The sequence below is a fragment of the Roseibium aggregatum IAM 12614 genome, from assembly GCF_000168975.1.
In the GTDB taxonomy this organism is placed as follows: domain Bacteria; phylum Pseudomonadota; class Alphaproteobacteria; order Rhizobiales; family Stappiaceae; genus Roseibium; species Roseibium aggregatum.
Window position 1 is genome coordinate 284,946 of record NZ_AAUW01000004.1, and the last position, 14,828, is coordinate 299,773.

6 protein-coding genes are annotated in these 14,828 nt (G+C 56.6%); 2 read left to right on the top strand and 4 right to left on the bottom strand.

The window, feature by feature from the left end:
• Positions 1-102: 102 nt before the first annotated feature.
• The gene (locus SIAM614_RS07455) at positions 103-7,101 is read right to left on the bottom strand and encodes a cadherin domain-containing protein (RefSeq protein WP_006933319.1); all 6,999 of its coding nucleotides are present in this window, start codon (positions 7,099-7,101) and stop codon (positions 103-105) included.
• A gap of 187 nt (positions 7,102-7,288) precedes the next feature.
• Here SIAM614_RS07455 and SIAM614_RS07460 point away from each other — a divergent pair, with 187 nt between their 5' ends.
• The gene (locus tag SIAM614_RS07460; RefSeq protein WP_081455209.1) at positions 7,289-9,022 is read left to right on the top strand and encodes a peptidase domain-containing ABC transporter; all 1,734 of its coding nucleotides are present in this window, start codon (positions 7,289-7,291) and stop codon (positions 9,020-9,022) included.
• Positions 9,019-11,235 carry a peptidase domain-containing ABC transporter gene (locus SIAM614_RS07465; protein WP_006933321.1) on the top strand — a complete coding sequence of 739 codons (2,217 nt, stop codon included), beginning with the start codon at positions 9,019-9,021 and terminating at the stop codon, positions 11,233-11,235. Before SIAM614_RS07460 ends, SIAM614_RS07465 begins: the two co-directional genes overlap by 4 nt.
• Positions 11,236-11,311: 76 nt before the next feature.
• Here SIAM614_RS07465 and SIAM614_RS07470 read toward each other — a convergent pair whose 3' ends face one another.
• The 3 genes from SIAM614_RS07470 to SIAM614_RS07480 form a co-directional block, all read right to left on the bottom strand.
• A complete protein-coding gene (locus tag SIAM614_RS07470) occupies positions 11,312-12,679 on the bottom strand; it encodes an aspartate aminotransferase family protein (protein WP_040439598.1) in 1,368 nt (455 codons plus the stop codon).
• Between the two features lie 32 nt (positions 12,680-12,711).
• Positions 12,712-14,208 carry an NAD-dependent succinate-semialdehyde dehydrogenase gene (locus SIAM614_RS07475; protein ID WP_040439599.1) on the bottom strand — a complete coding sequence of 499 codons (1,497 nt, stop codon included), beginning with the start codon at positions 14,206-14,208 and terminating at the stop codon, positions 12,712-12,714.
• Between the two features lie 90 nt (positions 14,209-14,298).
• Positions 14,299-14,814, bottom strand: a complete 516-nt coding sequence (locus tag SIAM614_RS07480; RefSeq protein WP_006933324.1) for an Lrp/AsnC family transcriptional regulator — start codon at positions 14,812-14,814, stop codon at positions 14,299-14,301.
• Positions 14,815-14,828 lie beyond the last annotated feature (14 nt).

A 14,828-nucleotide genomic window follows, 5' to 3' on the forward strand; every position in this document is an offset into this window, starting at 1 on the left:
TCAATCAGAGTTTTCTGATCTTCTTCTTCGCTCAAGGCAAATGAAAAGCCCCACCGTTTCCGGCAGGGCATTTGATCAGTTGCCGCTGTCCGGTGACATCAGCTACCAGCGAATTTCCTCGACATCGCTGAAGTTCACCCGGCTGCCGTCTGCAAAGTCGATGTAACCGTCTGCATCCTGGGAAAGGTCAAGCCGGCCGCCTTCGGTGTCGGTCATCTCGATTGAACCATTGGTGATCGTCACGGTCCAGTCCGTCTCATATACACCGGCAGACGTGATGCCAGGTCCGCCACCCAGATCGATAACGTCAGTCCAACCAGCTCCCGCGCCGGCATTGATGGTATCGCTGCCATCGCCGAGGCCATACATGAAAAGGTCGGAACCGTCGCCGCCGTTGAGGGTGTCGTTGCCGGTGCCGCCAATGATCGTGTCGTTGCCAGCGCCGCCGTAAATATCGTCGGCTCCGCCGCGGCCAAAGATCAGATCGTTGCCGCCGCCACCGTCGAGAGTGTCGTTGCCGCCGTTTGCGCCGCCGTCAATACGGTCGTCGAAGTCACCGGTGGTAATAGTGTCGTCGCCGCCAACGCCATCAACGCTGTACGACTTGTCGGTGCCGGTGAAGGTTCCGCCGCCATCACCGCCGGTAAACTCCCCATCATATTCCCCCGTGACCGAAATCGCGAAGGACTGGCTCGACTGGGAACCATCTGCAGAGGTTGCGGTGACTGTCAGGTCAATGGAGTTTTCTATCTGGCTGTCGAAAAACGCATGATCGGCAACCGTCACCACGCCGTCGGCATCAATTTCGAAACGGTCGTCACTCAACGTATAGGTGACAGCGTCACCGTTCGGGTCTTCGGCAAAAGCCGTAATCCCGACCTGCGTGCCAGCACCATCCAGTTCATGTATCGTGTTGCCGGCGGAGTTGGTGTCGCTCACATCACCAACCGGCCTGTCGATCAACTCGTCAGACTGAAGTTCACCATCGGCAAACCGATACGTCTCCACGTTTGACACTGTATCAACACCATCCGGCGCGTCGGTGCGAAGATCGGTAATCGTGTAGCTACCGTCGTCGTTCTGGACGATGTCATAATCTTCCCAGTTACCTGAGTAGATGGCTGTATCTGTGCCGGCACCGCCGTCAAGCCTATCGTTGCCTGCACCGCCGAACAGGGTGTCGTTGCCTTCACCACCAAGGATCGTGTCGTTACCGGCACCTGTCCAGATGACGTCGTTACCGACACCACCATCAACAGTCATGTCGGTGGTGTAGGTATGGGTATCGCTGGTCATGTCCAGAATGTCGTTACCAGCACCCAGGTTGACGTTTTCTATGCTGACAAGGCGTGGACCAGAAGCCTCGGCATGCATGTCTGAATAGGTGTCGTCGAGGAAGATTGCATCGGCATCATCGGTGCCCAGAAGGGTGTCCGTGCCGTCGCCGCCCTCGAAGACGTCGGAGTTTATGGTGCGACCTGAAAGAGAGACGGTGTCACCGGTGACGGTGTTGCGCGCATAATAGCCGGACCACGTGCCGTCGCCGCCCACCTGGAACGTGTCATCTCCGGTGCCGCCCTGCAGCAGGTCGGCACCTGCGCCGCCTGTCAGTGTGTCGTTGCCGGCGCCACCCTGGAGCTTGTCACTTACGGACGAGCCGGTGAGGGTGTCGTTGCCTTCTCCGCCGTCGATGGACCCGCCATTGCTGTGGGCCGTAATCGCGTCGTCGCCCGTGCCGCCCATGATGGTGGTTTCGGCAACGCCGGTATCGGTGAAGGTGACACCCCCATCGGCTAGCTGAAGGTTTTCAGCTGCATCCGATACACTCAAGGTAAAGCTTTCGCTGGAGCTGGAACCGTCCGTGGACGTCGCGGTCACAGTGAGGCTGATCTGAGGCTCGCTCTCGTAATCGAAACTCGCACCGGCCGCAACGCGAACGGTTCCGTCCGCATCAACTGTGAAACGGGCGTCGTCGACGGTGTAGGAGACCGTATCGGAAGTGTTTTCGTCATCTGCGAATGCCTTGATACCGACCGTAGAGCCTTCTTCCGCATTCTCAAAAATGGTATTCGAGGCTGCGTCGGTGTCCGAAACAGCAGAAATATCTTTCGCGACAAGATCGCCCGCCAGAACATCGCCATCGGCGAAGCGGAAAGTTTCAACATTGATGACAGTGTCGGTTCCCTCTGAGGCACCGGTGCGGGTATCGACTACCGTGTAGGAACCATCTGCATTTTCCGTGATGTCATAGTCGGAACGGTTTCCCGAATAGATCACCGTATCCGTGCCGGTACCGCCATCTATACTATCGTCACCAGACCCGCCCTTAAGGATGTCGTCGCCGTCTCCGCCGTCCAGGGTGTCGTTTCCAGCTTCACCGTACAGTTTGTCGTTACCAGCATCCCCTTGAAGCGTATCGTCGTCGTTTTCTCCGTGGAGAGTGTCATTGCCGGAACCACCGATCAGCGTGTCGTTCCCGCTTCCGCCATACATGGTATCGTTGCCGTCGCCACCATCCAGGTAGTTGTCACCCGTATTCGGCTGCGTGCCGCGTTCGTCGTCGATGAAATCGTCACCGGCACCACCGTAGACGACATCGGCACCTTCTCCGAAGAGGATCGTGTCGTTGCCTGCACCGCCATAAATCGTGTCGTCACCGGCTCCACTGTAGATGGTGCTGCCGTCCTCATGGGCTGTGATGGTGTCCGCACTGTCGTTGCCGGTAATGGATGTCTCGGCAACGCCGGTATCGGTGAAGGTCGTCTGTCCTTCGGCAAGCTGATAGGACTCTGCGATGTCGGAAACCGACAGGGTAAAGGTTTCCTGAGACGTGGACCCGTCTGAAGACGACGCTGTAACTGTAAGATCGATCGTCGGTTCGCTTTCGTAGTCGAAAGCTGCACCCGCCGCGACCGTGATCACCCCATCTGCGCCAACAGTGAATCTGCCATCGGAAACAGTGTAGGCAACCGTGTCGGTTGCATCATCGTCCGTTGCCTGAACGGTGATGCCGACTGTGCTGCCTTCAGCCGCATCTTCCGCAAATCCGTTTGCCGACGCATCAACGTCGCTGACGGCGGAGACGGCGGTTTCATTCACATCGGAAACTGCAATCGTGAAAGTTTCTTCGGACACCGAACCGTCTGTGGAGGTTGCGGTGACCACAATATCGATTGAGCCTTCAGTCTCGGCATCGAAACTCGCGCCTTCGGCGACCCGGATTACGCCATTTTCATCCACGGTGAAGCGGTTGTCGTTGACGGCAAAGGTAACGGTGTCGGTGACATCATCATCGCTGGCAAACGCCGTAATACCCACCTGCGTGCCGGCCGTCGCGTCTTCCGCAATCTCGTTGGTCGCAGTGTCGGCATCCGACACATTGGAGACGTCATATTCATCGGCATCGGAGACAGAAACGGTAAAGGTCTCCGTCGAGTTCGAACCGTCGGTGGACGTTGCGTTCACGGTAACGTCGATGGAGCCCTCGGTCTCAGCGTCGAAACTTGCACCATCTGCAATCCGGACCACTCCATTTTCATCGATGGTGAAGCGGCTGTCGTCGACTGAATAGGAAACGGTGTCACTTGCATCGGCATCAGTTGCAAGGGCTGTGACGCCGACTTGCGTGCCGGCAGCTCCGGCTTCCGAAATCGTGTTGTCGGAGCTGTCCGTATCCGTGACGGCCGAGACTGCAGTCTCGTTGACATCGGAGACCGTGATCGTGAAGGTTTCCGAGGATGTGGATCCGTCGGAAGAGGTGGCGGTCACGACAACGTTGATGGATCCCTCGGTTTCCGCGTCGAAGCTCGCTCCATCTGCGACACGGACAACACCGTTTGCATCTACGGTGAAACGGTCGTCATCTACGGAATAGCTCACCGTTGCGGTTATATCGGCGTCGCTTGCATGCGCGGTAATGCCGACTTCTGTTCCAGCCTTCGCATCTTCCGAAATCGTATTAGCGGCAGTATCCGTATCCGAAACCGCAGAGACGTCGTATTCATCGACATCGGAAACGGAAATAGTGAAGGTTTCTTGCGAGGTGGAACCATCGGAAGACGTGGCCGTCACCACAACGTCGATTGTACCCTCGGTTTCGGCGTCGAAACTTGCACCATCTGCAACACGCACGACACCGTTTTCGTCAACGTTGAAGCGATCGTCGTCTACGGTATAGGAGACTGTATCGGACGCGTTTTTATCGTCCGCGAAGGCAGTGATACCGACGGTTGCTCCTGCTGTCGCGTCTTCGGAAACGGTATTTTCAGCGCTATTCCCGTCTGTTACCGCGGTAATATCCTGCGCGATCAAATCGCCTGCAAGATAATCTCCATCGGCAAATCGGAAATTCTCGACGTTGACAACCGTGTCCGTGCCGTCGGGAGAGCCTGGCCGGTTGTCGGTAACCGTGAAAACGCCCTCGCTCTCGGTAATCGTGTAATCTGTAAAATTTCCGCTATAGACAGCCGTATCCGTGCCAAGACCACCATCGATCGTATCGTCACCGGCACCGCCGGTGAGCGTGTCGTCGCCCGGAACGACCGCAGCGGTGCTTACAAAATCGGAGGTGAACAGATCTTCTGCCGCGCCGCCCGGAGGAGTGACCGTTGCCTCGAGCACCTCTTTGCCCTGGTTCTCCCAAACCTTGACGACAATCGTATAGATCTCACCAGGCTCAAGATCGACGTCAGCCCAACGGGTCGTCGCGGATTGGTGATAGTCGTTGTCCAGATAGTCGGTCTGGCTGCCATTCTGGTTGGTGAAGGTCAGCCGGTTGCCATATGCGTCGAAGATCTCGATTGTCGATCCATCGTCCGACCGGGTGGAAAACCGGTAGGTGCCGCCATCGGTTGCGGTGAAATTGGACGTCAGGATAACGCCAAAATCCTCAGGATTTTCGGAAGAACCGCGCGCTTGCTGAACAACTGTATCCAGATCGAACGCATCTGTCGTTCCTTCGTCGATCAGCGTTCCGGACGAAATGTCGCCCGCCTGGCCTGCTTCGCCACTGAAGTTATGATCGTACACCTGATAGTGCCAGGTTCCGGAAACAGGCGCATTTTCGCCAAAGATCGTGTCGTTTCCAGCACCGCCTTCTATGGTGTCATCACCTTCACCACCTGCCAGTCTATCGGCGGCGTCATTTCCGGAAATGGTATCGTTGCCCTCCGCGCCATCAACAGTGCCGCCGTCTGCATGTACCACGATGGTGTCGTCACCGGACCCGCCGGTGATGCTGGTTTCTGCAACAGAAATGTCCGTAAAGCTCTGACCGCCATCTTCGAGCAGATAATCCTCGGCGACATCGGTTACGGACACGGAAAAGGCTTCCGAGGACATGGAGCCGTCCGTAGACGTCGCCGTCACTGTCAAGGTGACGTTGGGCTCGCTCTCAAAGTCGAACGACGCTCCATCGGCCACGCGAACGACGCCGTTTTCATCAACGGTAAAGCGTGTGTCATCGACGGAATAGGAAACCGTGTCGGTAATGTCGCTGTCGGTGGCGAGAACGGTGATGCCGACTTGCGTTCCGGCAGAAGCATTTTCGGCAATCGAATTTGCCGATGCATCCTTATCGCTCACCGGTGTGACAACGCCTTCGTTGGCGTCCGATACGGCAATCGTGAATGTCTCTGTTGAGCTCGAGCCATCGGTGGACGTGGCCGTCACGATGATCTTGATGGAACCTTCGGTTTCCGCATCAAAGCTCGCGCCGTCGGCTACGCGAACCACACCATTCTCATCAACCGTGAAGCGGGCATCATCGACAGAGTAGGAGACTGTGTCGGTAATGTCCTTGTCTTCTGCAAAAGCCGTGACACCAACAAGTGTGCCAGCAGCAGCATCTTCAGAAACTGTGTTGGCAGCTGTGTCGACGTCCTGAAGTGCAGTCGTTGCGAATTCGTTTTCGTCCTCAACTGCCAAAGTGAAAGTCTGTGTGGACTGCGAACCATCAGTCGATGTGGCTGTGACAGTAAAGGATACGGTTGCTTCTGTTTCGGTGTCAAAGACAGCATCATCGGCAATGCTGACCACACCCTGGTCGTCAATCACAAAACGCGGGTCATCGATGGTGAAGGAGACGCTGTCCGTCACATCTTTGTCGGTCGCAACGACGGTAATACCGGTCTGACTGCCGCCAGCCACGCCCTCCGAAATTGTGTCCGCTGCCGCACCAACCGTTTCGATGGCGCTGACGTCATACTCGTTTACGTCGCGGATCGTAATTGTGAAGGTTTCGGTTTGGGTCGCGCCATCCGACCCGGTCGCCAGCACGACAATCTGATGGCTGCCAGCCGTTTCAGCGTCGAGCGCACCTGCGACAGTGACGATACCCGAATCCGGATCGATGGAGAAAAGCCCGCCGGCATCATCGAGCAGGCTGTAGACAACACTTGCGCCTTCCGCAGTGCTCGCGTTCGCTCGTATACCTGTTGCGGAACCGGCCACGGAATTCTCGTCGACCGCGTTTTCGCTTACATCAATATCGGTGACTGCGGACAGGTCAGACGCAATGACGCCACCGGCGGGGATGTCGTCGCTCCCATCAACGGAAGAGGTGGCGGCAGCAGCCGTGCCGTCCTGAGTACCGAACGATCCGTCAGACTGTCCTGAAAAGCCGCTAAAGGGGAAGGCCTGTTCCGACCCCACGTCCAGAGCAGAAGCAAGGCTCGTTGACGCGCCGCTGCCAACCGGCGCACTGTCTTCGGCAAAGTCGGAAAAGTCTTGGGTGAAACCGGCAAAGTTTGCGGATTGATCCGTGTTTGTCTCGGCTGTATCGCCGTCTTTTTCAGAAGAAAACTCGAGAGGGTCGGTTTCGAAACCCAAACCCTGCGCGCCGGACGCAGGGTCGTCCGTATCGCCGTAGCGTTGTTCTTCCTCTTCACTCCCAAGATGCAGGTTGGCGTTTACCTGCTCCATGGACTCGCCCATGTCCTGGTCGAGGTGGTAGTCGTGCGCCTTGTCGAGAGACGGATCCCGATTATCGAGAAGTCCCGAATGCAGAATGCTGTCGGAATTCAGTGTGGTCCTGGATTCCGTCGTGCCGTCTTTTGCATCGACTTTGTCCTGGGTGTCTCGATTTTGAGTGTCGCTTGCCATTCCGGTCGCACGTCCGCACAATTTCCGATACTGTCAATGAACGGCGGCGTCCTTAACAAAGCGCAAAATTGCACGTAGATTCTGAAAGTTAGTTCTAATAAAAATCAGGAAACACGGCGTAGGGTAAACGCTTTTTAAACCCGATCAGCACAGTTTGAGTGAGTAGATTCACCACGCTGGCCTGCATATGCTGAAACCGGTTTTTTCATCGTTCTTTTTGCCTCGTCTTAGAATCCGGCATTCTCCGTCCGGACACTGGATCTCTTCGCCCGGTTTGCCGCGCGATGTCGTCGTCGCATCCATTTTTGCAAACATCATGGGCCTGGCGCTCCCCCTGGCCATTCTTCAGGTATACGACCGTGTGCTGCCGAACGCCTCTACGGATACACTTCTCGTGCTCGTCCTCGGCGTCATCGTTTTTCTAATCACCGATGCAGTCATCAAAGTATCGAGGACAGCGGTTGTCGGCAGGCTAGGGGCCGGTTTCAATCATCAGGCACATATGGAGCTTTTTCGGAGAGTGCTCGCTGCGGAACCTTCTCAGTTTGCCAGCACGCCGGTTTCCGTTCAGGTGCACAAGCTTCGCTCGCTGCAATCTGTTGCAGATCACTACGGCGACCAGAACCGCCTGTTGGCAATCGATCTGCCGGCGGGAGGCATCTTTCTGGCGGCCCTGGTTTTCATTGCGGGGCCACTGGCGCTTGTTCCGGTCGCCTTGTTGGGCGTCTTCATGCTGTTTGCGCTAAACAGAAACAAGGTGCTGCAAAAGGTCGTGGCCGACCGGGCAGACCAGGATGACCGCAAATCCGATTTCATCCTCGAAGTGCTGTCTGGGGCGAAGACGGTAAAATCCCAGGCGATGGAAGCGCTGATCATGCGCCGTTTCGAACGGCTGCAGCGTGCAACCGCCGAACTCAGTTCCAGATACATGCGGCTGTCCGGGCAAGCGCGGGATGCTTCGGCTCTGTTCGGCACGCTCACCACGATCTTTGTCGTCATCTTCGGCGCGTTGATGACCATCTACGGCAATTTCAGTGTCGGTGGTGTTGCAGCCAGCACCTTGTTGTCCGGGCAATTCGTGCAGCCATTTCTGCGGGCGATCAACCAACTCACCGACATGCAACGCCTGAAACACGATTACAGCCAGGTCAACTCGCTGTTCCAACTGCCAGAAGTCGCACCGCAGGAGCCTTTGGGTGTCGAGACCGATGGATCCATTCATCTGGTCAACGTTTCGGTTGAGCTGGATGAAGGTCGCCGCCGCGTTTTCGATGATATCAACCTGACGATTGAATCCGGACAATTTGTCGGGTTCCGTGGGGCCGACGGCAGCGGCAAGTCGAGCCTCATGAAATTGTTGACCGGCGAAATCACACCAACGTCCGGCAAGGTGATGATCGGGGGGCATGACTATGATGGCATCCACCAGCACGCATTACGCAAGGCGGTCGCCTACGTCGACAATCAGTCTTCCATTTTCAACGGAACGATCCTCGAAAACATCACCATGTTCGGTGCCATTTCCGACGTTGCCCATGCGCGCATGGCGGCTAGCCTGATTGGCCTTGAGAAGGAAATTCATCTTCTGCCGCGCGGTTATGAAACGCAACTCGGCTCTGACCTGGGGGGCAAGGTACCCGCGGCCACACTGCAGCGCATTTGTATTGCCCGGGCCCTGGCGGGTGAGCCGAAGATCCTCATTTTGGACGAAGCAAATGCGCAACTGGATCAACAGGCCGAAAAGACACTGGTGGACGCGCTGGTCCGTCTCAAAGGCTATTTGACGGTGATCATCATCAGTCACCGTCCTTCGATGCTCGCAGTAGCAGATCACCAATTCGAACTCAGGGACGGCTGCCTTCACGATCTTGGTTCCATGAATGTCACCGGGGCTCCTCAAAGAATGGGGATGCCGGCATGAGCAGGCCGCTGTTCAACCTTGAAGACATTCACAGCGCCGACAATGCCGTACACAGGCAGTGGCGAGATCTTTCGGCAGAACTGTCAGAGGACGGCAGTTCAACCGGTCTTTTGGGTCTGCCGGAAGAAGGCGCCGCCCCTGCGGAACGGTGCCTGATCCCGCTCTTGCGGGAAATGCGCTGGCAGGGCAATGACCGGCTGCTGTTCGAGGCATTGCCGCATTTCGACCGTATCGAAACGTTTCAGGCATTACGCACCGTTCTCAGCCGGCTGACAGTCAAGACGACACTGTTCCACGGCGGTGCCGCAGAACTGACTCAGTCACATTTGCCCTGTCTGCGTATCGACGGCGACGATGTTCAGGTGATCGTCGCGAAAACCGAAACCGGAGAGTTTCGGGCCTATTCCGGACAGCAGGGGGCGGCGGTCGTCGTTCGTGCCGCCGACATTCAGAAAAACGAGATTTATCTCGCTCTGGAAGACACGGATGAACACAGCCAGGTTCAGAACAACCGAAGCTGGTTCTCCACCGTGACCAGGCGGTTCCGGACAAGCATCGTTTCGATCTTGGCTCTGGGGTTTGTTCTGAACATTCTCGCCCTTGCACCACCATTGTTCATCATGGCGATCTACGACAAGGCGATAGGTGCAAAATCGACTGAAGTCCTTTTGACCATGGCTGTCGGAATTGCAATCATTCTTCTTTGTGAAACCGCACTGCGGCGGATGAAAACATGGCTGCAATCCTATCTTGGCGGTCGGATCGACGCGATTGTCGGCAACAAGACCTTTGAACGTATCCTTCATCTGCCTTACGCAATGCTGTCCGAAGCGCCGATTGGCACGCAAGTTATGCGGCTGCGCTATTTCGACAGCGTACGCGACATCTTTCAGAGCTCGCTGTTCAATGCGATCATCGATATTCCCTTCACGCTGATCTTCATTGTGGCGATCTTCCTGATCGGCGGACCGGTGGCGCTGCCTCCACTGGCATTGCTCGCGATTTATACGCTGCTGGCCGTTTATGTTTTGCCCAAGGTTCAAAGCGAAGTCGCAGCCGTTGGTGAGCAGAAATCGAAGCTGAACGGCTTCATGATCGAAACCTTCCGCAATCAGCGGGCGCTCAGAAACCTGTCTGTGGAAGATACCTGGCTGGAACGGTTTTCCGGACTCTCCACCAACTTCAACAAGCTGAATATTCATGCGCGGCTTGTCACGCATGTTCTGCAAACCCTGTCGCAGACCCTTATGACCATTTGCGGCGTCCTGGTGCTGGGTATCGGGGCAATGCGTGCCATGGAAGGGGAAATGAGCCTGGGCGCCCTGATCGCCACCATGGCGCTGAGCTGGCGCGTACTCAACCCGATGAACCAGGCATTCCTGAGCGTTACCCAGCTTGCACAGAGCCGAACAGTAATCGAACAGATCAACAATCTGATGCAGGTGCAGCTCGAACGTGAACCGGGTCACTTGCCCAAGATTACGCGCGATATTCGGGGCAACCTGAAAATGTCGTCGCTCGTGCTCAGATATCCAGGCGCGACGGAAGCCTCGCTAAAGGGTGTCGAACTGACCGTGAAGGAAGGTGAAACCGTCGCCATCACCGGTCCCAGTGGTTCGGGCAAGACAGCGCTGTTTCAGGCAATCATCGGCCTGTTCCAGCCGCAGGTTGGATCTATCCTGTTCGACGGACTGGACGTGCGCCAACTGGACACCGCCGAGTGGCGGTCTTCCATAGGCTACGCGCCCGACGATCTCGATTTCTTCTATGGCACGGTAAAACAGAATTTGCTGATGTCCGATCCGGCCGCGAGCGACGAGCGCTTGATCGAGATTACCGGCAGGCTCGGATTGCTGTCTTACCTGGAAGAAAACTTCAACGGTCTGGAAACACGCCTCAACGGCGAGGTTTTGAAGCAGATCCCAGACAACATGAAACAACGTATCGTGTTGGCCCGCGCCTTCGTGAAGACCGCACCGCTTTACCTGTTTGATAACCCGGGAACGCATCTCGATTTCGACGGCGACAAGAAATTCATGGCGATGATCGAGGAGCTCAAGGGCAAGGCGACTATCCTCATCAACACACAACGCCCCAGCCACATGAAGATGGCCAACCGCGTGGTCGTGCTCAGAGGTGGCCAGATTGCGATGATGGGTCCGCCGGAACAGGTCGTTCCGGTCCTCATGGGGCAGACCGCGAAAGCCGGATAAAAGAGTTTCGATTGCAGGCATGAAAAAAGCCCGCCGGGTCGATCCGGCGAACTTTGTCGTGTGGATGAGACAGGCCTTAGAAAACGGATTTCACCGCTTTTGCGGCAGCATCGACAACCTTGTCGATTTCACCTTCCGAAATGCACAGGGGAGGGGCAAACCCGAGGATATCACCCTGCGGCATGGCCCTGCCAATAACGCCTTCCTTCAACAGCGCCGCAGCGACCTGCGGTCCGGTTTTGCTTGCCGGATCGAGATAGGTTCTGCTGGACTTGTCGGCAACGAATTCGACAGCGCACAACAGACCGTCGCCGCGGATATCGCCGACGTTAGCATGATCGCCGAGCGCATCCGTAAGGGCTTTCTTGAAGTAGGCACCTGCAGACTTGGCGTTGGCGACCAGGCCCAGGCTGTCGATAAGCTTCAGGTTGGCAACGCCGGCAGCAGCACCGATCGGGTGCGCGGAATAGGTCCAGCCATGGCCAATGGGGCCAAATTCGTCAGTACCATCCTCCAGCACCTTCCAGACCTTGTCGGAGATGATGGAGCCGGACAAAGGTGCGTAGGCAGACGTCAGTCCTTTAGCGATGGTGATGAAGTCCGGCTGGATCCCATAGTGGTCCGAACCGAACATGGAGCCAAGACGGCCGAAACCTGACACGACTTCATCAGCAATCAGAAGGATATCGTGTTTTGTCAGAACGGCCTGAATTGCTTTCCAATACCCGGCCGGGGGCGGCACGATCCCGCCTGTTCCAAGGGCTGGTTCGCCAATGAAGGCGGCGATCGTGTCAGCACCTTCCCGTTCGATCAGGGCTTCGAGTTCGGCAACGCAATAGGCGACGAAATCAGCTTCGGACAGGGAAAGGTCTTCCCTGCGGAAATAGTCAGGGGCGACCGTGTGCAGGACCTGCGACAGCGGCAGATCGAACTTCTTGTGAAACAGCTCAAGTCCCGTCAAGGATCCGGTCATCAACCCGGAGCCGTGATAGCCGCGCCAGCGCGAGATGATCTTCTTCTTTTCAGGACGGCCGAGAATGTTGTTGTAGTACCAGACCAGCTTGATGTTGGTTTCGTTTGCATCCGAACCGCCAAGGCCGAAATAAACCTTGGACATGTGATCGGGTGCCCGCTCCATCACCATCTTTGCAAGTGTGATGGAGGCTTCGGTGCCATGTCCGACATAGGCGTGGTAATAGGCCAGCTCACGTGCCTGCTCGGCAATTGCATCGGCAATTTCCGACCGGCCATAGCCGACGTTGACGCAGTAAAGTCCGGCAAAGGCGTCCAGGAGCTTTGTGCCGTCACGGTCTTCGATATAGACACCGCTTCCACCGGTCACGATCCGATTCGGGCTTTCTCCGCGCGCATGTTGAGCAAGATGGGTCGAGGGATGGAAGAAGTTTTCCCTGTCCCAGGCATCCAGTTGGTCGTTCTTGAGCATATTCAAGTCCTTCTTGTGTTGGCGCGGCCAGGTCAACTCCAGTCCCGGCAGACGTATTTGATTTCGGTAAAGGCCTCCAGTCCGTAGCGGGCGCCTTCGCGGCCAAGGCCGGATTGTTTTACGCCGCCAAAGGGGATCGGATAGCCGGTCACTTTGGTGCGGTTGACGGCTACCATGCCGTATTGAAGCGCGCGGCTGACCCGGTAGATGCGGCGCGGATCCTGGGTGTGGACATAGGCGATAAGGCCATACTCGGTGTCGTTGGCCCGGGCGAGGACCTCTTCTTCCGTATCGAAGGCCGCAAGCGCTGCAACAGGACCAAATGTTTCTTCCCTGAATATCGCCGCATCAGCGGGCACGTCGGCAAGCACCGTTGGCTCGAAGAACAAGGGACCGGCCGGGTGTCGGTGACCGCCAGTCAAGAGACGGGCACCGCGCGTAAGTGCTTCCCGCACATGGTCTTCCTGCTTGGCAATGGCCCGTTCATGCATCAACGGACCGATATCCGGATCTTCAAGTCCTTGCCCGACAGACAAACTTTCAACGCGTTTGGTAAAAGCCTCGCAAAAGGCCTGATAGACTGGTCTTTCAATCAGAATGCGGTTGGCCGCGAGGCAATCCTGACCGGAGGTCGCGAATTTCGCCGCGACTGCCTGATCAACGGCGTGGTCCAGATCGGCATCTGCAAATACCAGGAACGGTGCATGGCCACCAAGTTCCAGCACAAGGCGCTTCACCGTCTCGGCCCCTTGCGAATAAAGAAGCCTGCCAATCTCTGTCGAGCCGGTGAACGAAACGGCTCTGACGCGAGGATCTGACATCCAGGGCTTCACGATGTCGCTGGCATTTCCCGGGATCACGTTGAATACGCCCGCCGGTAGCCCTGCCTGGTCGGCCAGTTCGGCAAGAGCAAGAGCGGAATAAGGGGTTTCCTGCGACGGATGAACCACCACCGTACAGCCCGCCGCTAGCGCAGCCGCTGCTTTTCTCGTGATCATCGCGCAGGGAAAATTCCAGGGTGTGATCAGTGCGGCAATGCCGACAGGTTCGCGCCAGACTTCCATCTCTGCATCCGGCAGATGAGAGGTGATGCTTTCAATGTTCGGGCGTTTGGCTTCTTCTGCATAAAACGAGACGAAGGAGGCTGCATAGTCGATCTCTCCCCGGGATTCAGAGAGCGGTTTGCCCTGTTCACGCGTCATGAGGCGGGCCAGATCTTCTCTATTTTCGAGGATCCGCGCATGCCATGCCATTAGAAACGTGGCTCTTTCCTGCGGCAGCAAGGCGGACCATTTCGAAAAGGCATTGTCCGCCGCATCGACAGCCTCTGAAGATTCTTCTCCTGAGAGGGACGTCACTTCACCGAGAAGACTTCCGTCCGCAGGGTCCGTTACCTGAAATACCTCTCCGCCGCGAGAAGCTACCCAGCGGCCTCCGGCATAGGCGAAATGCTTGACCAGATGACGATTGTCGATCTGGTGAAAAAGCGAGCTCTCAAGAGCTGTCTCGGCAAGTGGCAGGGTCTGCATGGTGTTGCTCTCCAAGGTGGTGAGCAAACATTAGATCTGCACCTGGGAACGAAACGCCTCTTCTGCGAAGGCATTGTAGTTGTTTCGTTCTTATTCGGAGTGATCCGGCGCTGGATCCGTTCCCAGCATGCCGGTGAGCAACAAATCGAGGGAAGGAGAGGCGCTCTGTTTGACCGGTTTGGTGACCACATAGGTAAAGTAGCGCACAACACTAAGGCCGCGATCGAGCAGGGCATCCATGAAGCGTTGGTAGCTGTCGATATCGCGCGTAACGGTCTGCATCAGGTAGTCGAGACCGCCCCCGATGGCCCAACAGGCGACGACTTCCTCGCAGCTCCGGATTGCCCGCTCGAAGGCTTGAAAATATTCGGCGCGGTGATGTTCCAGCTCAACCGTAACGAACACGGTGACGTGAGGCGCAATGTTGCGGAGAGAAAGACGGGCACCATAGCCTTCAATGATACCGGCCGCCTCCAGCCTTTCCAGGCGTTTCCAGCAAGGGCTTGGGCTGAGGTTGATGCGCTTTGCAAGGTCGGCTTTTGAAATGCGTCCTTCTTCGGCAAGAACTTTCAGTATTTCCAGGTCTCTGTTGTCCAGTTTCAGCATGCAGATCTCTTGCC

Coding starts and splice junctions, on each gene's coding strand:
- SIAM614_RS07480 (WP_006933324.1), bottom strand. CDS start 14,814: ATGCTGAAACTGGACAACAGAGACCTGGAAATACTGAAAGTTCTTGCC.
- SIAM614_RS07460 (WP_081455209.1), top strand. CDS start 7,289: ATGCTGAAACCGGTTTTTTCATCGTTCTTTTTGCCTCGTCTTAGAATC.
- SIAM614_RS07455 (WP_006933319.1), bottom strand. CDS start 7,101: ATGGCAAGCGACACTCAAAATCGAGACACCCAGGACAAAGTCGATGCA.
- SIAM614_RS07470 (WP_040439598.1), bottom strand. CDS start 12,679: ATGCTCAAGAACGACCAACTGGATGCCTGGGACAGGGAAAACTTCTTC.
- SIAM614_RS07475 (WP_040439599.1), bottom strand. CDS start 14,208: ATGCAGACCCTGCCACTTGCCGAGACAGCTCTTGAGAGCTCGCTTTTT.
- SIAM614_RS07465 (WP_006933321.1), top strand. CDS start 9,019: ATGAGCAGGCCGCTGTTCAACCTTGAAGACATTCACAGCGCCGACAAT.